The following is a 19,497-nucleotide window of genomic DNA, read 5'->3' as shown; positions in this document are numbered from 1 at the left end:
CGGGGCCGTCAGGACCAGCGGCCCGTGCGGGCCAGGAGTACGGCCGTCGCCGCGGTGCCGGCGGTGGAGGTGCGCAGGACACTGCGGCCCAGGCGGTAGGGCTTGGCACCGGCCTGCGCGAAGAGCTCCAGCTCCTCCGGCGAGACGCCGCCTTCGGGGCCGACGACCAGCACGATGGTGCCGGCGGCGGGGAGTTCGGCGGTCGCGAGGGGTTCGGTGCCGCTCTCGTGGAGGACGGCGGCGAAGTCGGCTTCGGCGAGAAGTGACGCAACCTGTCGGGTCGTGGCTGCGTCCGCGACCTCCGGGAAGCGCGTCCGGCGGGACTGCTTGCCGGCTTCGCGGGCCGTCGCCCGCCATTTGCCGAGGGACTTCAGCCCGCGCTCGCCCCGCCACTGGGTGACGCAGCGCGACGCCGACCACGGCACGACCGCGTCGACGCCGACCTCGGTCATCGTCTCCACGGCCAGCTCGCCCCGGTCCCCCTTGGGCAGGGCCTGGACGACGGTGAGCCGGGGCGACTCCACGGGTTCCTCGACGACGTCGCCGAGGCGCACGATCAGCCGGTCCTTGCCTTCGGTGCCGGTCACCTCGCCCTCGGCCCGGCGGCCGGCGCCGTCGGTGAGGACGACGGTCTCCCCGGCCCGCAGCCGCTTCACCGAGACGGCGTGCCGCCCCTCGGGGCCGTCGAGCACGTGGTGGCCCAAGCCGTCCGTGCCGAAGTCGTCCACGACGAAGACCGGGGCGGTCATCGGGCACCTCCCGCCGACAACGCGGTCCGGGTGGCGGTGAGTTCGGCGGCCAGCACCTCCACCAGCTGCCCGGCGGGCAGCTCGCGGGCCATCCGGTGGCCCTGTCCCGCCCACAGCGCCATGCCCTGCGGGTCCCCGGCGGCGGCCGCGGCCTTGCGCAGCGGGGCGGTCAGATGGTGGACGTCCGGGTAGGCGGCGGGCGCGTACGGGCCGTGCTCGCGCAGGAAGCGGTTGACCAGGGCGCGGGCCGGGCGTCCGGAGAAGGCGCGGGTCAGTTCGGTGCGGGCGTACAGGGGGTTGGTCAGCGCCTGCTTGTGCAGGACGTGCGCGCCGGACTCGTGGGTGGCGAGGAACGCCGTGCCGAGCTGGGCCGCCGAGGCGCCGGCCGCGAGGACGGCGGCGATCTGGCTGCCGTGCATGATGCCGCCGGCCGCGACGACCGGGATGTCCACGGCCTCCCGCACCTGGCTGATCAGGGACAGCAGTCCGATGCCGGAGCCGTCCGTCTCCGGATCGTCCCGGTGGGTGCCCTGATGGCCACCGGCCTCGACGCCCTGCGCGATCACCGCGTCGGCACCCGCCTCCTGAACGGCCCGCGCCTCGTCGGGGGTGGTGGCGGTGGCCAGTGTGAACGTGCCGGCGCGGCGCAGGGCGTCCAGGACGTCGCGGGAGGGCACGCCGAAGTGGAACGACACCACCGGCACCGGGTTGTCGAGCAGGACGGCGAGTTTGGCGTCGTAGCCGTCGTCGCGGCCGCAGTCGGGGTCGCCGAGCTCGGTGGCGTACCAGGGGGCCTCACCGGCCAGCTGGTGGGCGTAGACGCCGACGGCGGCGGGGTCGGGGGTCTCGGGCTGCGGCATGAAGACGTTGACGCCGAAAGCAAGGCCGGTCAGTCCGCGCAGCTGCTTGATCTCCTGGTACATCCCGTCCGCGGTCTTGTACCCGGCGGCCAGGAAACCGAGCCCGCCCGCCTCGGACACGGCCGCGGCAAGCTGCGGCACGGCGACTCCGCCCGCCATCGGGGCCTGCACCACGGGGTGCCGGAGGAGGTCGGTGAGCGCCAAGGACATGACGGCATGTTGCCACGTCCTTCGGACATCTCCGAATCGGATCGAAGGCAGAACGGACGCGGATCGGACCCAGATCGGACCCAGATCGAAGACGGGCCGGAAACGGATCGGAGACGCATCCGAAACGAACGGAAACCCCGTCGGAGACAGGTCCGGAGCGGTTCCGAAGGGGGCTCTAGAAGGGCTCCCGAGGGGCTCCCGAGCGGCTCCGGACGGGTTCCGGAGCCGACCGTGCCGGCCGTGCCCCTTGGCGCAGACCGTTCCCGAGGCCCGCGCGGCCACTGCGCCGAAGCGCACCCGGGGCGCCCCGCAAGGACCTCGTCCGGCCCTCGCGGAAAGCACCCGTCAGCACCGTCAGGGGCCCACAGGCCCGTAGACGCCCGGTCAGCGCCTCAGCGCCCGTTGAAGGCGTCCTTCAGCCGGGAGAACAGGCCCTGCTGGCCCGGCTGGAACTGGCCCAGTGGGCGCTCCTCGCCGCGGAGCTTGGCGAATTCGCGCAGCAGGCGTTCCTGTTCGACGTCGAGCTTGCCCGGGGTCTGCACCTCGACGTGCACGATGAGGTCGCCCCGGCCGCCGCCGCGCAGATGCGTGACGCCCCGGCCGTGCAGCGGGATCGACTGGCCGGACTGGGTGCTGGGCCGGATGTCGACCTCCTCCATGCCGTCCAGCGTCTCCAGCGGCACTTTCGTGCCGAGGGCGGCCGCCGTCATCGGGATGGTGACCGTGCAGTGCAGGTCGTCACCGCGCCGCTGGAAGGTGCTGTGCGGCAGCTCGTGGATCTCGACGTACAGGTCGCCGGCGGGACCGCCGCCGGGGCCGACCTCGCCCTCGCCGGCCAGTTGGATCCGCGTGCCGTTGTCCACACCGGCCGGGATCTTCACCGTCAGGGTGCGGCGGGAGCGGATCCGTCCGTCGCCCGCGCACTCCGGGCACGGGTTCGGGACGACGGTGCCGAAGCCCTGGCACTGCGGGCAGGGGCGCGAGGTCATGACCTGGCCCAGGAAGGACCGCGTGACCTGCGAGACCTCGCCCCGGCCGCGGCACATGTCACAGGTCTGCGCGGTGGTGCCGGGGGCGGCGCCCTCACCGCTGCAGGTGGTGCAGACGACCGCCGTGTCGACCTGGATGTCCTTGGTCGTGCCGAACGCGGCCTCGTCCAGCTCGACTTCGAGGCGGATCATCGCGTCCTGGCCGCGGCGGGTGCGCGAGCGCGGTCCGCGCTGCGACGCCGTGCCGAAGAACGCGTCCATGATGTCGGAGAAGTTTCCGAAGCCGCCCGCGCCGAAGCCGCCCGCGCCACCGCCGCCGGCCTGCTGGAGCGGGTCGCCGCCGAGGTCGTAGACCTGCTTCTTCTGCGGGTCCGACAACACCTCGTAGGCGGCGTTGATCTCCTTGAACCGCTCCTGCGTCTTCGGGTCCGGGTTGACGTCCGGATGCAGCTCGCGGGCGAGTCGCCGGAAGGCCTTCTTGATCTCTTCCTGCGGCGCGTCCCGGCGTACGCCGAGTACGGCGTAATAGTCGGTGGCCACTTACGACTCCGCCAGGATCTGTCCGACGTACCGTGCCACTGCGCGTACCGCTCCCATCGTTCCCGGGTAATCCATGCGTGTCGGTCCGACCACGCCGAGCTTGGCAACAGCCTCGCCGCCCGAACCGTAGCCCACCGACACGACGGACGTGGAGTTGAGTCCCTCGTGGGCGTTCTCATGACCGATACGGACGGTCACGCCCGGATCCTTCGCCTCTCCGAGCAGCTTGAGGAGCACGACCTGCTCCTCGAGCGCCTCCAGAACAGGCCGGATCACCAAGGGGAAGTCATGTCCGAAGCGGGTCAGATTGGCGGTGCCGCCGATCATCAACCGCTCCTCGTTCTCCTCGACCAGTGTCTCCAGGAGAGTGGAGAGCACGGTCGAGACCGTACCGCGTTCCTCGGGGTCGAATCCCTCGGGGAGGTCCTCGACGAGGGATGGTACGTCGGTGAAACGGCGGCCCGCGACACGGCTGTTGAGCCGCGCCCGCAGATCCGCCAGGGTCGCCTCGCCGACCGGCGCCGGGCAGTCGACCATGCGCTGCTCGACCCGCCCGGTGTCCGTGATCAGCACCAGCATGGCGCGCGCGGGCGCCATCGGGAGCAACTCCACGTGCCGCACGGTCGAGCGGGTCAGCGACGGGTACTGCACGACGGCGACCTGCCGGGTGAGCTGCGCGAGCAGCCGCACCGTGCGGGCGACGACGTCGTCCAGGTCGACGGAGCCCTCGAGGAAGTTCTGGATGGCGCGCCGCTCGGGCGCGGTCATCGGCTTGACGCCGGCGAGCTTGTCCACGAAGAGCCGGTAGCCCTTGTCCGTGGGGATGCGCCCGGCGCTGGTGTGCGGCTGGGCGATGAAGCCCTCGTCCTCCAGGGCCGCCATGTCGTTGCGCACGGTGGCCGGGGAGACGCCGAGGTTGTGCCGCTCGGTGAGGGCCTTGGAGCCGACGGGCTCCTCGGTACCGACGTAGTCCTGGACGATGGCGCGCAGCACCTGGAGCCTGCGTTCACTGAACATCACGCATACCTCCTCAAACCGTCCGCCCGGTACCTTCCCTGGCACTCTTCGCACGCGAGTGCCAGACTCCCCGCCCAGTGTACGACCGGGGGGTACTCCCTGGGCAAGGCCGGTCCCGCACCGTCGCGCGACGAAAGCCGTGGACCGTTAGCGTCGCGGTATGACGGTGGCTTGGGAAGAGTCGGGATGGGAACGGCCGGCGCCGGGAGTGGGGCGGTGCCGGCTTCCGGTGTGGGACTGCACGGTGGGGCTCGTGGTCGGCGCGGACGCGGTGCTGCTCGTGGACGCCGGTTCGTCCCTGCGCGAGGGCGCGCGGTTGCGGGCCGAGGCGCAGGCGCTCGCCGGGCGGCGTGTGACGCATCTCGCGCTCACCCACCCCCACTTCGACCATGTGCTGGGAGCGGCGGTGTTCGCGGGCGCGGAGGTGTTCGGCGCGGTGGGCCTGGACACGGTGCTGGCGCGGGGCCGCGAGGAGCTGCGCGCGGACGCGGAGCGCCACGGTCTGGACGCGCGGGCGGCCGGGGAGGCGGTGGACGCGCTGGTCCGTCCCCGGCACACGGTGGCCGGCGAGTGGACGCTCGACCTGGGCGGCGGACGGCAGGCACTCCTCGCGAACGTGGGGCCGGGGCACACGGCGCACGATCTCGCGGTGCTGGTGCCCGGCGACCCGGCGGTGGTGTTCTGCGGCGACCTGGTGGAGGAGTCCGGCGAGCCGCAGGCGGGCCCCGACGCCGTGCCGTCGCAGTGGCCGGGCGCCCTGGACCGGCTGCTGGCCCTGGGCGGCGAGGACGCGGTGTACGTTCCCGGCCACGGCGCGGCGGTGGACGCGGCGTTCGTACGGGCCCAGCGCGACGCCCTCGCGGCTCGCTTCGGCGTGTCGGGCTGAATCTTCGGCCGAACGGGGGCCGGCTTCTCCTATCGTCATCAGAATGCGCCCGTACTCTCCTGACCTGACCCCTGGGTGGAAGAAGTCCCGTCCCGTCCCCGAGGTGCCGGCCGAGCCCGGTCTGGTCGTGGAGGAGCCCGGCAGCGGATTCTGCGGCGCGGTGATCCGCTGCGAGGCGGGCACGGTGACCCTGGAGGACCGCTTCGGCAAGCACCGGGTGTTCCCGCTGGAACCGCGCGGCTTCCTGTGGGAGGGGCGTGCGGTGACGCTGGTGCGGCCGGCCGCCGGCCCGTCCCGGCCGACCCGTACGGCGTCCGGTTCGGTGGCCGTCCCGGGCGCACGCGCTCGTGTGGCGCGTGCCGGGCGCATCTACGTCGAGGGGCGGCACGACGCCGAACTGGTCGAGAAGGTGTGGGGCGACGACCTGCGCGTCGAGGGCGTGGTCGTGGAGTACCTGGAGGGCGTCGACGACCTCCCGGCGATCGTCGAGGAGTTCGGTCCGGGCCCGGACGCACGGCTGGGGGTCCTGGTGGACCACTTGGTGCCGGGTTCGAAGGAATCGCGCATCGCCGAGGCGGTCACCAGTGAACACGCCCTGGTCGTCGGCCACCCCTACATCGACGTCTGGGAGGCGGTGAAGCCGTCGTCCCTGGGCATCGAGGCATGGCCGCACGTCCCACGCGGCCAGGACTGGAAGACGGGGGTGTGCCGGGCCCTGGGCTGGCACGTGGCGAACACCGGCGAGGCGTGGCAGCACATCCTCGGCTCGGTGCGCTCCTACAGGGACCTGGAACCGGAGCTCCTGGGGCGGGTGGAGGAGCTGATCGATTTCGTGACGGCGCCGGCCTGACACCGTCGGCCCCAGGATGTCTCAGCCCGTCCGGCATGAGGACGAGGCCCTTCGGGCCGACAGCGGGGGTCTGAGGGCGCAGCCCCCGGGGGACGGGAAGGGGCGGCGGGGGCAGGGCGGGGGCGGGAAACACTCCCCGGGGCCCCGTTCAGTCCACCAGGTCCCGGACCACCGCGTCCGCCAGCAACCGCCCCCGCAGCGTCAGCACGGCTCGCCCCTCCTCGTACGGGCCCGGCTGGAGCCGGCCGTCGGTCAGGGCCCTGCCGGCGGCCCGCAGGCCCTCCGCGCGGAGCAGCGACAGCGGGACGCCCTCCTTGAGGCGCAGTTCCAGCAGGACGCGCTCCACCCGGCGGTCCTCCTCGGAGAGGATCTCGCGCCCGGCACCCGGCGAGCGGCCCTCGGCCAGGGCCGCCGCGTACGCGCCCGGGTGCTTCACGTTCCACCAGCGCACCCCGCCCACGTGCGAGTGCGCCCCGGGCCCCGCGCCCCACCAGTCGGCGCCGCGCCAGTACAGCTCGTTGTGCAGGCAGCGGCCCGCGTCCGAGGTGGCCCAGTTCGACACCTCGTACCAGTCGAATCCGGCCGCCGACAGGGTCTCCTCGGCGATCAGGTACCGGTCGGCGTGGACGTCGTCGTCGGTCATCGGGACCTCGCCGCGCCGGATGCGGCGGGCGAGCTGGGTGCCCTCCTCGACGATCAGGGCGTAGGCCGAGATGTGGTCGGGGCCCGCGCCGAGGGCCGCGCTCAGCGAGGCCCGCCAGTCGTCGTCGGACTCGCCGGGGGTGCCGTAGATCAGGTCGAGGTTGACGTGCTCGAAGCCCGCCGCGCGCGCCTCGGCGACACACGCTTCCGGGCGGCCGGGGGTGTGCGTGCGGTCGAGAATCTTCAGTACGTGCTGCCGGGCGCTCTGCATGCCGAAGGAGATCCGGTTGAAGCCGCCCTCGCGCAGGGTGGCCAGATAGGCGGGGTCGACCGACTCCGGGTTCGCCTCCGTGGTGACCTCGGCGTCCGCCGCGAGCCCGAACTCGTCACGGATCGCGGCCAGCATCCGTACGAGGTCGTCGGCGGCCAGCAGGGTGGGCGTGCCGCCGCCGACGAAGACCGTGCGGACCTCGCGCGGGTCGTCGCCGAGCACCTTGCGGGCCAGGCGGACCTCGTCGGTCAGCGTGTCGGCGTAGTTGTCGCGGGACGCCAGTACTCCCCCGCTGCCGCGCAGCTCGGTGGCGGTGTAGGTGTTGAAGTCGCAGTAGCCGCAGCGGGTCGCGCAGTACGGCACGTGCAGATAGAACCCGAGGGGGCGGTCGGCGGCCCCGGCGAGCGCGAACGCGGGGAGCGCGCCGTCGGCGGGGACGGGCTCGCCGTCGGGGAGTGCGGAAGGCATGTGCTCCATTGTCCCGCACGTGTCCCGGTCCTTTCCCGCGTCTCCTTTCCGCGTCGCGGGGTCAGTCCGCTTGGAGCACGAGCAGGGCGAGATCGTCGGCCGGCGGCCGCGCGCCGAACTCGTGGACGAGCCGGTTGATGCGTTCCGCTGTCAGGCCGGCGTCCAGTCCCACACAGCCGGCCAGCGCCGTGGCGAGCCCGTCCCCGTCGTCGAACTGGCGGGAGCCGGAGCGCCGCTCGGTGACGCCGTCGGTGACACAGAGCAGGGTGTCGCCGGAGCGCAACTCGAAGGTCTCGCTGGTGTAGGTGGCGTCCTCGACGACCCCGAGCAGGGTCTGCGGCTGGGCGACGGTACGGACCGTCCCGTCGGGCGCGAGCAGCAGCGGCAGGGGGTGCCCGGCGGAGCCGAGGGTGACGCGGGCACGGACACCGCCACTGTCGCCGTCTTCGCCCTCGCCGTCGTCTTCCACGAGGGTGAGTTCGCCGTAGAGGAGGGACAGGAAACGGGTCTGGGGCCCGTCCCCGGGGGCGGTCGGACGGGCGCCGGCGGCGACGAGGGCGCGGGCGGCGGCGTCGGCGGCTTCCGTGGCGTCGTCCAGGAGCAGCTGGTTGACGCGGTCGAGGACGTCGGCGACGCGGTAGCCCTCGCGGGCGAGCAGCCGCAGCCAGGGGCGGGCCAGCCCGATGACGACGGCCGCCTCGGGGCCCTTGCCCTGGACGTCGCCGATGGCGAAGCACCAGCGGCCCTCGCCGGCCTGGAACAGGTCGTAGAAGTCGCCGCTCGGTCCGCCCTCGTCGAGGGGCTCGTGGACGAATGCGGAGTGCACGCCGGGGATCTCGGCGACGGCGCTGGGCAGCAGCCCGCGCTGGAGCACGGCGGAGATGGTGGCCTGCCGGGCGTACTGCCGGGCGGCGCCGATGGCGAGCGCCACACGCCGGCCGAGGTCCTCCACCAGCCCGGTGACCTCGTCCGGGAACCGCCCGATCCCGGCCCGCCCGATCACCAGCGTCCCCAGCGGCCGCCCGCCGGCGACGAGACGGTAGGCGAGGGCGGTACCGGGGGTGGCCACGGGGGCCGGGACGGGGCCAGGGACAGTGAAGGAGCCGGGGAGGGTGGGGCCGGGGACGGTGTAGTCGTACGGCGGGGCGTCGTCCGGCACCTTCGGCATGTCGAAAGGGGCCTGCGGCAGGTCGAAACCCTCCGGCAGGTACCCGAGGCCGGCCTGCGGCAGGTCGAGGGCCTTCTCGGGCCAGGGGTAGACGAGCGGGCCGGGGCACAACGGGTCGGAGAGAGGCGGCGGATTCTGCTCGAGCACCCTGCTCAGTTCCTCGACGCGGCTCTCGTCGGCGTGCCAGACCCGGGCGAGGCGGGGCCCGCCGGCCCGTGCTCCGTCGCTCCAGTCGCCATGGCCGGTGGTCTCGTCCTCCAGCCACACCGCGCACCAGTCGGCCAGCCGCGGCACGATCAGCTGCCCGGTGAGCGCGGCGACGAGATCCTCGTCGAGCTGCCCGGCGAGCAGGTCGGACGCCTCGGCCAGGAACGACAGCGCCCCGCGCCCCAGCCAGGCCCCGTCCCGCCGATACGGCCGGGACGCACGCCACGCCTCCCCGCCGGCCCCACCGCCCCGCGCAGCGGGCACCCCGGCCCCGCGCGGCGGCTCCGGCTCCCCCTCGTACGCGTACGCCTCGATCCAGTCGTCCATACCGGCCGGGTCGTCGATGCCGTCCGAGTCGCCCACGTCATCCGTGCCGTCCGCCGCGAGGCCCCGGGCGGGGATGCGGGCCCAGACCGACTTCGTGTGCGCGCCGGGCCGGTACGTGATCCCCCAGGCCTCGGAGAGCGCGGCCACGAGCCGCAGACCGCGCCCGTACTCGGTGCTCTCGGGGCTCTCGCCGGACGGCGCGTCCGGCTCGCTGTCGCGCGGGGAACGGGAGGGGTGGCGGTCGGCGACCTCGATGACGAGCGCGCCGGTCTCCGCCTCGAGCCGGCAGCTCAGCCGTACCTCGGTCCCCGCGTGCACGACGGCGTTGGTGACCAGTTCGCTGGCGACAAGCATGGCGTCGTCGCCGGCGCGGGTGGTGAGGCGCTCGGCACCGGGCAGCGCGCGTTCCGTCCACTCGGCGAGCGCCGCCCGCACCAGAGCCCGCGCGGCCCCCGGGGCGAGGGGGCCGCCGGACAGGGTCGCGTCCGCCCGCGCGGACGCCTCCGAGGCGGCACGCGAGGTCTCCCGTTGGGTCGGAATGGCCCCCATGGGCAGCTCCCGGGCTGTTCGTACGAAGACACCTCGATCAATGCCGTCAGGGTGACAGACCGACCCTACCCATAAGCAACGAGTTACCGAAGTGGACCACCGAGAGCGGGAACACTGCCCTCCACCCGGTCAAGAACTGGCCGGAAACCGATCACTTTCGAGCAATCACGTCGGAGTGCTCAGATGTGCTGAACGTAGGGAGCCCGCCACGCGGGCGAAGGGTCCGCACCGAGCTCCGTCCAGTATTCGCGACCACTGATGATCAGGTCATCACGAACGGTCCAGAAGGACGCCACCCGGTGAACACCCATCGTGGCATGCGGGACCTCGACCTCGGAGACCACTTCGTCTCCGGACGACACGATGCGGAGGACGTCGATCGACCATCCCTCCGGGTACTCCGCGTTGACGCGCACGTAGTTGTCCCGGCCGAGGATGCGTTCACCGCTGACCGGCCACTCCACGACGACATCGGCCGCCAGTAGCGCGCCGACGCCTGCCCAGTCCCGGTCCTGCATGCGGTCCCAGAGCATCCGAACAGTGGTTGCAGATTCCATGGCCACATCCTGCCCCGTCCCACTGACAGCGGGGCGGGCTCCCGCCACGGTAATTCGATGGCGCGCGCGCAACAGTGTGCCCACCCTGTTCCCGTGACAGAACCCAAGCACCGGATCCGCGCCCTGCACACGGACTCCACGGTCACCGTCTACCAGGCGTACCCGCCGGAAATCGGCCTGCCGACGGCCGGGGAAGGCCGTTTCCCCCCGGTGTGGCAACGGGACCGGATGACGTGGATCAAGCCGTCTTTCCTGTGGATGATGTACCGCTGCGGATGGGGCACCAAGGAAGGCCAGGAAACCGTCCTCGCCGTCGAGATCACCCGTGAAGGCTTCGAGTGGGCCCTGGCGCACGCCTGTCTGTCCCACTACGAGCACAGGCTCCACACCGACCGCACCGCCTGGAAGCGCCAGTTGAAGCGGGCCCCGGCCCGGGTGCAATGGGACCCCGAACGCGACCTGCGCCTTCGGCCGCTTCCCCACCGGTCGCTCCAGCTCGGCCTCGCCGGCGAAGCCGCACGTCTCTACGCCGACGAGTGGACCGTCCGCATCACCGACGTCACGCCACTCGCCCACACGATCCACGAGCATGTACGGGACGGAGACCTGGATGCCGCACAGCGGCTCCTGCCCCACGAGCACCCCTACCCCACGCAGGACGGAAGCCTGGCTCACCTGCACCGATGAGTCGGCCTGTGAGGACAAGCACCGGTCCGAGACGACTTTCCGGACCAAGAGCCCCTCATTTCCCGGGACAGGCAGGTGGACGATCAGGGGTGCACCTGCTGCAGCGGAGGGCCGGGGAGTTCGGCCCAGACGGTCTTGCCCGAGGGAGGCCGGGGTGCGACGCCCCAACCGGAGGCGAGCGCACTCACGAGAAGCAGTCCGCGCCCCTGCTCGCCGAGCGAGCGGGGCTTCGCGACCGGGGCGGGCAGCCGCTCTCCCCGGCAGTCGGCGACCTCGATCCGGAGGATGCCGGAACGCCCCTCCGGACAACCGATGAGGGTCATCGTGAGCAGGAAGTCCCGTCCGGGCAGGTGACCGTGCGTGGCCGCGTTCGCGGCGAGTTCACCCACCACCAGTTCGGCGGCCTCCAGGCACCCGCTGTCCTTGGCCCACCCCCAGGCCGCCAACTGCTGGGCTGCGAGCAGGCGCGCGAGACGTGCTCCACGTCGTGTCGAGCTGAACCGTTGCCTGAAGGGATCGGGAGATGGGGCGCGGGGGGACACCCGGGACTGGTCACGGATTTCGTATTTCATGTGACAGAGCGTGTCCGGATGGCCGTGCGCTGACCAGAGGAACCATCGGTACGGCACGCGCCTGTACCGCCGTTGACGGTTGTGTGTCCGTGCTGATGGGAGTAACTGGGCGGCAGGCAGGCGGGTTGGGGGATGTGTGATGGCATCAGGACCCCGTCAGAGCGATACCGAAGGCCGCCCCGAGCCCTCGGAGGACACGGACGGTCTCGTCGACCTGAACCGGGCTGTGGGCAGACAGGTCAAGCTGCTTCGGGAACGGGCCGGCATGACCCAGAAGGAACTGGGTGACCGGCTGGGGTACGGCGAGGACCTCGTCTCGTCCCTGGAACGGGGCCGCAGAACACCACAGCCGGAATTCCTCGACGCGGCGGACGGCCTGCTCGACGCCGGAGGGCTGCTGAAAGCGACGAAGGAGGACGTGGCGCGGGCGAAGGCCCGCGCCCGGGTCCGCCACCCGGCGTGGTTCCGGGACTATGCGCGGCTGGAGCCGGATGCGGTCGAGATCAACTTCTACAACAACCACGACATCCCCGGACTGTTCCAGACCGAGGGACGCACCCGCGCCTTGTACGAGATGCGCAAACCCCTGCTCGACGAAGAGATGATCGAACAACGCGTGGCCTCACGCATGGACCGCCAGGAAATCCTGACCCGACGTCCCCTTCCCATACTGACCGTGGTGATCGAAGAGGTGGTACTTCGTCGACCGCTGGGAGGGCGCAAGGTCCACAAGGAACAGTTGGGCCGACTGCTCGAACTTGGACGGCTGCGTACCGTCGAGTTGCAGGTCATGCCCACGCACCGGACCGAACACTCAGGCATGGGAGGCTCGTTCACCCTGCTGATGCCGAGGGGAAAGCCACAGGTGGCGTATACGGAAGTGCAGACCTCCGCACGGCTGGCCACAGACCTGGACGAGGTCCGTATCCTGGCCGCACGCTACGGCAGCATCAGGGCCCAGGCGCTCACTCCGCGAGAGTCTCTGACCCTGATCGAGAGGATGCGGACGGAAGATGAGCACTGAGAGTGCGGTAAGTGATGGTCTAGCTAATTTCGCACCACTTCGTCCCAGTGGGTAGCAGGCCCCTGACCTCGGCTGTCGAGCCAAACCGGGGAGCCGGAGCCGTGCGCTCGGCCAGGGCGGCGATGTTGATCATTCGACCGCCGGAATCACCCCGTTATGGCATGTCATCACATCGGTGTGAAACGGCAGGAAACATCACTTACCGCACTCTGAGAGCCGTCGACGGCTTGTCTGGCACAAGAGCAGCTACAGCGGCAACGAAGGCGGCGAGTGTGTCGAAATAGCCGTCGCCCCGGGAACCGTCCACGTCCGCGACTCCAAGGACGTGTACCGACCACACCTCTCCGTCCATACGGTCGGCTGGGCCGCGTTCGTGAACTTCGCAACGGACCGCTGAGCCCTCCAAGGCATGTCCGGGAAAGCGTGAGCACTTCGGCCGTCCCTGCCCACACGCCGCTCGTTCGAGTGCTCAAGTGTCATGTGGCTGCTGGCTGCTGGCTGCTGGCTGCTGGCTGCTGGCTGCTCACGCTTTTCCGTAGGGCCTTCGCTTCCGGCTTCGCGGTTCCGGGAGCGCGAGCTCCGGAAGCGGAAGGGGCGGGTTCCCGGACCGGTTCGGTCCGGGAACCCGCCCCGGTGTTCATGCCCTACGGGGCTCCCGTGCGGCTCACGCCTCCCGGGCGCCCGCGTACATCTCGTCGATCAGGTGCTTGTACTCCCGCTCGACCACCGGGCGCTTCAGCTTCAGGCTCGGGGTGATCTCGCCGTGCTCGATGTCGAGGTCGCGGGGCAGGAGGCGGAACTTCTTGATGGTCTGCCAGCGCTGGAGGCCCTCGTTGAGCTGCTTGACGTAGCCGTCGATCATCTCGACCGTGGCCGGCGCGGCGACGATCTCCGCGTACGGCTTGCCGCCCAGGCCGTTCTCCTGCGCCCAGGCCGCCAGGGCCGCCTCGTCGAGGGCGATGAGGGCGGTGCAGTAGTTCCGGTCGGCGCCGTGCACCAGGATGTTGGAGACGTACGGGCACACCGCCTTGAACTGTCCCTCGACCTCGGCGGGCGCGATGTACTTGCCGCCGGAGGTCTTGATGAGGTCCTTCTTGCGGTCGGTGATGCGCAGGTAGCCGTCGGGCGACAGCTCGCCGATGTCGCCGGTGTGGAACCAGCCGTCGGACTCCAGGACCTCGGCGGTCTTCTCGGGCAGCCCGTGGTAGCCCTCCATGATGCCGGGACCGCGCAGCAGGATCTCGCCGTCCTCGGCGACGCGCACCTCGGTGCCGGGCAGCGGCTTGCCGACGGTGCCGGTGCGGTAGGCCTCGCCGGGGTTGACGAAGGAGGCCGCGGAGGACTCGGTGAGGCCGTAGCCCTCCAGGATGTGGATGCCGGCGCCGGCGAAGAAGTAGCCGATGTCGGGCGCGAGGGCCGCCGAGCCGGAGATGCAGGCGCGCAGGCTGCCGCCGAACGCCTCACGGATCTTGGCGTAGACCAGCTTGTCGGCGACGGTGTGCTTCGCGGTGAGGCCGAAGGGGGCACTGGCGGTGCCGGTGCGGCGGAAGTTGTCCTGGGTGACCTTGGCGTACTCGCGGGCGACACCGGCGGCCCACTGGAAGATCTTGTACTTGGCGCCACCGCCGGCCCGCGCCTTGGCGGCGACCCCGTTGTAGACCTTCTCGAAGATGCGGGGCACGGCCGCCATGTAGGTCGGCTGCACCACCGGCAGGTTCTCGATGATCTTGTCGACCCGGCCGTCGACCGCGGTGATGTGGCCGACCTCGATGTGGCCCGAGGTGAGCACCTTGCCGAAGACGTGCGCGAGCGGCAGCCACAGGTACTGCACGTCGTCCGGCCTGACCAGCCCGGTCGCCGCGATCGCCTTCGCCATGTACGACCAGTTGTCGTGCGGCAGCCGTACGCCCTTGGGGCGGCCGGTGGTGCCCGAGGTGTAGATGAGGGTGGCCAGCTGGTCCTTGGTGATCGCGGCGACCCGCTCCTTGACCAGCCCGGCGTCCTTCTCCAGCCGGGCCGCCCCGCGGCGCTCCAGCTCGGCGAGGCTGATCACCCAGTCGTCCGTCTCGACGCCGGCCGCGTCGATGACCACGACATGGCCGATGTGGGGCAGCTCGGCGCGCTTCGCCACCGCCTTGGCGACCTGCGCGGCGTTCTCCGCGATCAGTACCCGGCTGTCGGAGTCCGACAGGATGTAGGCGGACTCCTCGAGGTTCGTCTGCGGGTAGACCGTGGTGGTGGCGGCGCCCGCGCACATGATGCCGAGGTCGGCGAGGACCCATTCGACCCGGGTGGCGGACGCGAGCGCCACCCGCTCCTCCGGGTTCACGCCCAGCTCGATCAGGCCGGCCGCGATGGCGTTGACCCGCTCGGCGGCCTCGGCCCAGGTGAGCGACTTCCAGCCGTCGGGGCCCTCGCCGGTGACGGACGGGACGGGATAGCGGTACGCCTCGGCGTCCGGTGTGGCGGCGACACGCTCCAGGAAGAGGGTCGCCACGCTCGGCGGCCGGTTCTCGATCAAAGTCTGTGTGTCGCTCAAGACATCCTCCGGGGCCCGCGACGGCGCGGCTGGCTCAGATGCGGCTGGTGTACGACTGACATGCGGGTGGTAATCGACCGGTTACGTTCACGTACCCTTGTTTAACTCGCGAGTAACCGTCGAGCCAGAGTAAAGGTCCACCGGCGGCTGCGTAAGGGGCCACGGCCTGTCACTTTGCACAGAGAACCCCCTGACGGACCACAACGGAACTGACGACGGACCGGCCACAGGACCGCCGCCAGACCGGCCACAGGACCGCCGACGGACCTGCCGCGAACGCGCCAAGGCCCGCCGTGCGTGCGCACGACGGGCCCCGTTTCGCCCGGGGCATCGACGGGTGCTCCCCCGCCCACCGCCGGTAACCCCCGGTTACTTCTTGCCCTTGCCCGATCCCGCGCTCTCGTCACTGGAGAGGACGGCGATGAAGGCCTCCTGCGGGACCTCCACGGCACCCACCATCTTCATCCGCTTCTTGCCCTCCTTCTGCTTCTCCAGCAGCTTGCGCTTGCGCGAGATGTCACCGCCGTAGCACTTGGCGAGGACGTCCTTGCGGATGGCGCGGACGGTCTCGCGGGCGATCACCCGGGAACCGATGGCGGCCTGGACGGGCACCTCGAAGCCCTGCCGGGGGATCAGCTCCCGCAGCTTGGCGACGAGCCGCACGCCGTACGCGTACGCCTGGTCCTTGTGGGTGATCACCGAGAAGGCGTCCACCTTGTCGCCGTGCAGCAGGATGTCGACCTTGACCAGGCTGGAGGACTGCTCGCCCGTGGGCTCGTAGTCCAGCGAGGCGTAGCCGCGGGTCTTGGACTTCAGCTGGTCGAAGAAGTCGAAGACGATCTCCGCGAGCGGCAGCGTGTAGCGGATCTCGACCCGGTCCTCGGAGAGGTAGTCCATGCCGAGCAGGGTGCCGCGCCGGGTCTGGCACAGCTCCATGATCGCGCCGATGAACTCGGTGGGCGCGAGGATCGTGGCCCGCACCACCGGCTCGAAGACCTCGTCGATCTTCCCCTCGGGGAACTCGCTCGGGTTGGTGACGATGTGCTCGACACCGTCCTCCATGACCACGCGGTACACCACGTTGGGCGCGGTGGCGATCAGGTCGAGCCCGAACTCGCGCTCGAGGCGCTCACGGATCACGTCGAGGTGCAGCAGGCCCAGGAAGCCCACGCGGAAGCCGAACCCGAGGGCCGCGGACGTCTCCGGCTCGTAGACCAGGGCCGCGTCGTTGAGCTGGAGCTTGTCCAGCGCGTCACGCAGCATGGGGTAGTCGGAGCCGTCCATCGGGTACAGGCCGGAGAAGACCATGGGCTTGGGCTCCTTGTAGCCGCCCAGCGCCTCCTCGGCCCCCTTGTGCTGGCTGGTGATGGTGTCACCGACCTTGGACTGGCGGACGTCCTTCACACCGGTGATGAGGTAGCCCACCTCGCCGACGCCGAGACCGTCGGCGGACAGCATCTCCGGCGAGTTCGTACCGATCTCCAGCAGCTCGTGCGTCGCGCCCGTGGACATCATCCGGATGCGCTCACGCTTGTTGAGCTGGCCGTCGATGACCCGGACGTACGTCACGACACCGCGGTACGAGTCGTACACCGAGTCGAAGATCATCGCGCGGGCCGGGGCGTCCTTGACACCGACCGGGGCGGGGACCTCGGCGACCACCTTGTCCAGCAGCGCCTCGACGCCGAGCCCGGTCTTGGCGGACACCTTCAGCACGTCGTCGGGCTCGCAGCCGACCAGGTTGGCGAGCTCCTCGGCGAACTTCTGGGGCTGCGCGGCCGGCAGGTCGATCTTGTTGAGCACCGGGATGATCGTGAGGTCGTTCTCCATCGCCAGGTACAGGTTGGCGAGGGTCTGGGCCTCGATGCCCTGCGCGGCGTCCACCAGGAGGACCGTGCCCTCGCAGGCCGCCAGCGACCGCGACACCTCGTAGGTGAAGTCGACGTGCCCCGGCGTGTCGATCATGTTGAGGATGTGCGTGCTGCCCTTGTCGTGAGTGGGCGCCCACGGCAACCGCACCGCCTGGGACTTGATCGTGATGCCGCGTTCGCGCTCGATGTCCATGCGGTCGAGGTACTGGGCGCGCATCTGCCGCTGCTCGACCACGCCGGTCAGCTGGAGCATCCGGTCGGCGAGCGTGGACTTTCCGTGGTCGATGTGCGCGATGATGCAGAAGTTGCGGATCAGAGCCGGGTCGGTACGGCTCGGCTCGGGCACGTGGATGGGGGTCGCGGGCACGCAGGGTCCTGATTCTTGAGGCGTTCGCAGTGTCTGCGGTCTCGGGTCGGATCGGATCTATACGTAGCTTCCATGGTCCCACGGGCGGGGAGTGTGGCACCCCGGGTGGAGACCGGAAGCCCGGCCGGTGCCGGACCGGGCCTGTGCCGGGGCCGTGCCGGACCGGGACCGTGCCGGTCCCGGCCGGGGTCGGGTTTGGGCCGCTCGTCGGGCCGCTGGTAACGTGGGGGGTTGTGTCTCTTGCCCTCTCGGTGCGGGACACGTCTCAAGAAATTCACCGGTCCGGGACCCGTGCGGCCCCGGACCAGAACCTGTAGAGGCTCATTCGTGGCGAACATCAAGTCCCAGATCAAGCGGAACAAGACCAACGAGAAGGCCCGGCTGCGCAACAAGGCCGTCAAGTCCTCTCTGAAGACCGCGATCCGCAAGGCTCGTGAGGCCTCCGCCGCGGGCGACGCCGAGAAGGCCACCGAGTACCAGCGCGCTGCCGCGCGTCAGCTCGACAAGGCCGTCGCCAAGGGCGTCATCCACAAGAACCAGGCCGCCAACAAGAAGTCGGCGCTGGCTCGCAAGGTCGTGTCCCTCAAGGGCTGAACCACTCGCTGATCTGATCGGATTCGATCCGACCGCTGGAAGGACCCAGGGCGGGCCCTCTCTCTCCGCCCCCGACCGGCACCTCGAGCCTGTACGCGGCCTGCGTTCGCCACGCGGGTACGGGCTCCAAGCTTTCACCGAGGACCCCGCTCCGTCCGCCCTTCCCCGGGTGGTGGAGCGGGGTCCTCGGCTTTGTCACGGGGCAGTGGCACGGGCCAGGACGTCCTACGCCCGGCCCTTCGACCTGGCCGCGCGTGCGATGGTGACGACCGCCTTCTCCAGGGTGTATCCCGGGTCCTCCCCGCCGCCCTTGACTCCGGCGTCCGCCTCGGCCACCGCGCGCAACGCCACGGACACGCCGTCGGGAGTCCAGCCCTTCATCTGCTGCCGCACCCGGTCGATCTTCCACGGCGGCATGCCCAGCTCCCGTGCCAGATCGGCCGGTCTGCCCCCGCGCGCCGACGACAGCTTCCCGATCGCCCGTACACCCTGGGCGAGCGCGCTGGTGATCAGCACCGGCGCCACCCCCGTCGCCAGCGACCAGCGCAGCGCCTCCAGCGCCTCCGCCGCCCGTCCCTCGACCGCGCGGTCGGCGACCGTGAAGCTCGACGCCTCGGCCCGCCCGGTGTAGTACCGGCCGACGACCGCCTCGTCGATCGTGCCCTCGATGTCCGCCGCCAGCTGGGACACCGCCGCCGCCAGCTCCCGCAGATCGCTGCCGATGGAGTCGACCAGCGCCTGGCACGCCTCCGGTGTGGCCGACCTCCCCACGGCCCGGAACTCGCCCCGGACGAAGGCCAGCCGGTCCGCCGGCTTCGTCATCTTCGGGCAGGCCACCTCCCGCGCCCCCGTCTTGCGCGCCGCGTCGAGCAGGCCCTTGCCCTTGGCGCCGCCCGCGTGCAGCAGGACGAGCGTGATCTCCTCGGCGGGCGCCCCGAGGTACGCCTTCACGTCCTTGACGGTGTCGGCCGACAGGTCCTGCGCATTGCGTACGACCACGACCTTGCGCTCGGCGAAGAGCGAGGGACTGGTCAGCTCGGCGAGGGTGCCGGGCTGGAGCTGGTCCGGAGTGAGGTCGCGTACGTCCGTGTCGGCGTCGGCGGCCTTCGCCGCCGCCACCACCTCCTGCACCGCACGGTCGAGCAGGAGGTCCTCCTGGCCCACGGCGAGCGTCACGGGGGCGAGAGGGTCGTCTTGAGCTGTCTTCCTGGCCATCGCGCCAAGCATCGCACGCCCCACTGACAACGAAACCGACGGCGGACCAACGGTCCTGCGCGCCCATGGCGTCCGTGGTTCCGCCCGCGGGTCAGGGTTCCTCGCGCCAGCCGTCCCACTCCGCCGCGAACTCGTCCAGGTCGCCAGGGTTCAGGCGTTCCTGCTCGTCGCGCAGGACGACGAGCCACTGGGCGTCCTCGGCGTCGTCCTCGCCGGCCAGGGAGTCCCGGACGAGTCGCGGCTCCTCGTCGACGCCGAAGCGCTCGCCGATCTCCTCCGCCACCGCTTCCGCGGCCTCCCGGTCGGGCAGCACCAGCACATGTCTCACGTCGCTCACG

17 protein-coding genes and 1 pseudogene are annotated in these 19,497 nt (G+C 71.1%); 6 read left to right on the top strand and 12 right to left on the bottom strand.

From position 1 onward, the window contains the following. Positions 1–8: 8 nt before the first annotated feature. The 4 genes from ACFPZI_RS35720 to hrcA all read right to left on the bottom strand — a co-directional run bounded on the left by ACFPZI_RS35720 (position 9) and on the right by hrcA (position 4,365). The gene (locus ACFPZI_RS35720; protein ID WP_381371315.1) at positions 9–749 is read right to left on the bottom strand and encodes a 16S rRNA (uracil(1498)-N(3))-methyltransferase; all 741 of its coding nucleotides are present in this window, start codon (positions 747–749) and stop codon (positions 9–11) included. After that, positions 746–1,819 carry a nitronate monooxygenase gene (locus tag ACFPZI_RS35715; protein WP_381371314.1) on the bottom strand — a complete coding sequence of 358 codons (1,074 nt, stop codon included), beginning with the start codon at positions 1,817–1,819 and terminating at the stop codon, positions 746–748. The genes ACFPZI_RS35720 and ACFPZI_RS35715 overlap by 4 nt, the downstream gene beginning before the upstream one ends. Positions 1,820–2,211: 392 nt before the next feature. Further along, complete coding sequence (gene dnaJ / locus ACFPZI_RS35710) at positions 2,212–3,348, bottom strand: molecular chaperone DnaJ (protein WP_381371313.1); 1,137 nt, start codon at positions 3,346–3,348, stop codon at positions 2,212–2,214. Continuing rightward, positions 3,349–4,365 carry a heat-inducible transcriptional repressor HrcA gene (gene hrcA / locus ACFPZI_RS35705; protein ID WP_381371401.1) on the bottom strand — a complete coding sequence of 339 codons (1,017 nt, stop codon included), beginning with the start codon at positions 4,363–4,365 and terminating at the stop codon, positions 3,349–3,351. A gap of 160 nt (positions 4,366–4,525) precedes the next feature. On the opposite strand from hrcA, the gene ACFPZI_RS35700 reads away from it, so the two are divergent. Together ACFPZI_RS35700 and ACFPZI_RS35695 are read left to right on the top strand one after the other, a co-directional pair. After that, positions 4,526–5,251 carry an MBL fold metallo-hydrolase gene (locus tag ACFPZI_RS35700; protein WP_381371312.1) on the top strand — a complete coding sequence of 242 codons (726 nt, stop codon included), beginning with the start codon at positions 4,526–4,528 and terminating at the stop codon, positions 5,249–5,251. A 43-nt stretch (positions 5,252–5,294) separates the two neighbouring features. Then, on the top strand, positions 5,295–6,101 hold the full coding sequence (locus ACFPZI_RS35695; RefSeq protein ID WP_381371311.1) for a DUF3097 domain-containing protein: 807 nt from the start codon (positions 5,295–5,297) through the stop codon (positions 6,099–6,101). A 148-nt stretch (positions 6,102–6,249) separates the two neighbouring features. Here the strand turns inward: ACFPZI_RS35695 and hemW are convergent, their stop codons facing one another. The 3 genes from hemW to ACFPZI_RS35680 form a co-directional block, all read right to left on the bottom strand. Further along, positions 6,250–7,482: a radical SAM family heme chaperone HemW gene (gene hemW / locus ACFPZI_RS35690; protein ID WP_381371310.1), complete on the bottom strand. Its 1,233-nt coding sequence runs from the start codon at positions 7,480–7,482 to the stop codon at positions 6,250–6,252. A 61-nt stretch (positions 7,483–7,543) separates the two neighbouring features. Then, the gene (locus ACFPZI_RS35685; RefSeq protein ID WP_381371309.1) at positions 7,544–9,733 is read right to left on the bottom strand and encodes a SpoIIE family protein phosphatase; all 2,190 of its coding nucleotides are present in this window, start codon (positions 9,731–9,733) and stop codon (positions 7,544–7,546) included. 179 nt (positions 9,734–9,912) lie between these two features. After that, a complete protein-coding gene (locus tag ACFPZI_RS35680) occupies positions 9,913–10,290 on the bottom strand; it encodes a nuclear transport factor 2 family protein (protein WP_381371308.1) in 378 nt (125 codons plus the stop codon). Between the two features lie 57 nt (positions 10,291–10,347). Here ACFPZI_RS35680 and ACFPZI_RS35675 point away from each other — a divergent pair, with 57 nt between their 5' ends. Further along, positions 10,348–10,977: a DUF4291 domain-containing protein gene (locus ACFPZI_RS35675; RefSeq protein WP_381371307.1), complete on the top strand. Its 630-nt coding sequence runs from the start codon at positions 10,348–10,350 to the stop codon at positions 10,975–10,977. A gap of 83 nt (positions 10,978–11,060) precedes the next feature. On the opposite strand, the gene ACFPZI_RS35670 is transcribed toward ACFPZI_RS35675, so the two are convergent. After that, the gene (locus ACFPZI_RS35670) at positions 11,061–11,549 is read right to left on the bottom strand and encodes an ATP-binding protein (protein WP_381371306.1); all 489 of its coding nucleotides are present in this window, start codon (positions 11,547–11,549) and stop codon (positions 11,061–11,063) included. Between the two features lie 139 nt (positions 11,550–11,688). Here ACFPZI_RS35670 and ACFPZI_RS35665 point away from each other — a divergent pair, with 139 nt between their 5' ends. Both ACFPZI_RS35665 and ACFPZI_RS35660 read left to right on the top strand, forming a co-directional pair. After that, positions 11,689–12,573, top strand: a complete 885-nt coding sequence (locus ACFPZI_RS35665; RefSeq protein WP_381371305.1) for a helix-turn-helix domain-containing protein — start codon at positions 11,689–11,691, stop codon at positions 12,571–12,573. 238 nt (positions 12,574–12,811) lie between these two features. Next, positions 12,812–12,970, top strand: a pseudogene (locus ACFPZI_RS35660) (DUF397 domain-containing protein); the annotation flags it as partial. 267 nt (positions 12,971–13,237) lie between these two features. Here the strand turns inward: ACFPZI_RS35660 and ACFPZI_RS35655 are convergent. Beyond that, positions 13,238–15,112 carry an AMP-dependent synthetase/ligase gene (locus ACFPZI_RS35655; protein ID WP_381371304.1) on the bottom strand — a complete coding sequence of 625 codons (1,875 nt, stop codon included), beginning with the start codon at positions 15,110–15,112 and terminating at the stop codon, positions 13,238–13,240. Positions 15,113–15,481: 369 nt separating this feature from the next. Next, the gene (gene lepA / locus ACFPZI_RS35650) at positions 15,482–17,350 is read right to left on the bottom strand and encodes a translation elongation factor 4 (RefSeq protein WP_381371303.1); all 1,869 of its coding nucleotides are present in this window, start codon (positions 17,348–17,350) and stop codon (positions 15,482–15,484) included. Positions 17,351–17,677: 327 nt separating this feature from the next. Between lepA and rpsT the strand changes: the two genes are divergently transcribed. After that, entirely contained in the window at positions 17,678–17,944 is a 267-nt protein-coding gene (gene rpsT, locus ACFPZI_RS35645; RefSeq protein ID WP_381371302.1) for a 30S ribosomal protein S20, read from the top strand. A 225-nt stretch (positions 17,945–18,169) separates the two neighbouring features. Here rpsT and holA read toward each other — a convergent pair whose 3' ends face one another. Then, positions 18,170–19,159, bottom strand: coding sequence for a DNA polymerase III subunit delta (gene holA, locus ACFPZI_RS35640; protein ID WP_381371301.1), 990 nt, complete (start codon positions 19,157–19,159; stop codon positions 18,170–18,172). Between the two features lie 91 nt (positions 19,160–19,250). Next, complete coding sequence (locus ACFPZI_RS35635) at positions 19,251–19,496, bottom strand: hypothetical protein (protein WP_381371300.1); 246 nt, start codon at positions 19,494–19,496, stop codon at positions 19,251–19,253. Between the last annotated feature and the right edge of the window lies 1 nt (position 19,497).

Source organism: Streptomyces chlorus (genome assembly GCF_042655885.1).
GTDB lineage: Bacteria > Actinomycetota > Actinomycetes > Streptomycetales > Streptomycetaceae > Streptomyces > Streptomyces chlorus.
This window is presented reverse-complemented; position numbering and strand designations above follow the sequence as displayed.

Coding starts and splice junctions, on each gene's coding strand:
- ACFPZI_RS35685 (WP_381371309.1), bottom strand. CDS start 9,733: ATGGGGGCCATTCCGACCCAACGGGAGACCTCGCGTGCCGCCTCGGAG.
- hrcA (WP_381371401.1), bottom strand. CDS start 4,365: ATGTTCAGTGAACGCAGGCTCCAGGTGCTGCGCGCCATCGTCCAGGAC.
- ACFPZI_RS35720 (WP_381371315.1), bottom strand. CDS start 749: ATGACCGCCCCGGTCTTCGTCGTGGACGACTTCGGCACGGACGGCTTG.
- ACFPZI_RS35700 (WP_381371312.1), top strand. CDS start 4,526: ATGACGGTGGCTTGGGAAGAGTCGGGATGGGAACGGCCGGCGCCGGGA.
- holA (WP_381371301.1), bottom strand. CDS start 19,159: ATGGCCAGGAAGACAGCTCAAGACGACCCTCTCGCCCCCGTGACGCTC.
- ACFPZI_RS35695 (WP_381371311.1), top strand. CDS start 5,295: ATGCGCCCGTACTCTCCTGACCTGACCCCTGGGTGGAAGAAGTCCCGT.
- ACFPZI_RS35675 (WP_381371307.1), top strand. CDS start 10,348: ATGGCGCGCGCGCAACAGTGTGCCCACCCTGTTCCCGTGACAGAACCC.
- ACFPZI_RS35680 (WP_381371308.1), bottom strand. CDS start 10,290: ATGGAATCTGCAACCACTGTTCGGATGCTCTGGGACCGCATGCAGGAC.
- ACFPZI_RS35715 (WP_381371314.1), bottom strand. CDS start 1,819: ATGTCCTTGGCGCTCACCGACCTCCTCCGGCACCCCGTGGTGCAGGCC.
- ACFPZI_RS35665 (WP_381371305.1), top strand. CDS start 11,689: ATGGCATCAGGACCCCGTCAGAGCGATACCGAAGGCCGCCCCGAGCCC.
- hemW (WP_381371310.1), bottom strand. CDS start 7,482: ATGCCTTCCGCACTCCCCGACGGCGAGCCCGTCCCCGCCGACGGCGCG.
- ACFPZI_RS35670 (WP_381371306.1), bottom strand. CDS start 11,549: ATGAAATACGAAATCCGTGACCAGTCCCGGGTGTCCCCCCGCGCCCCA.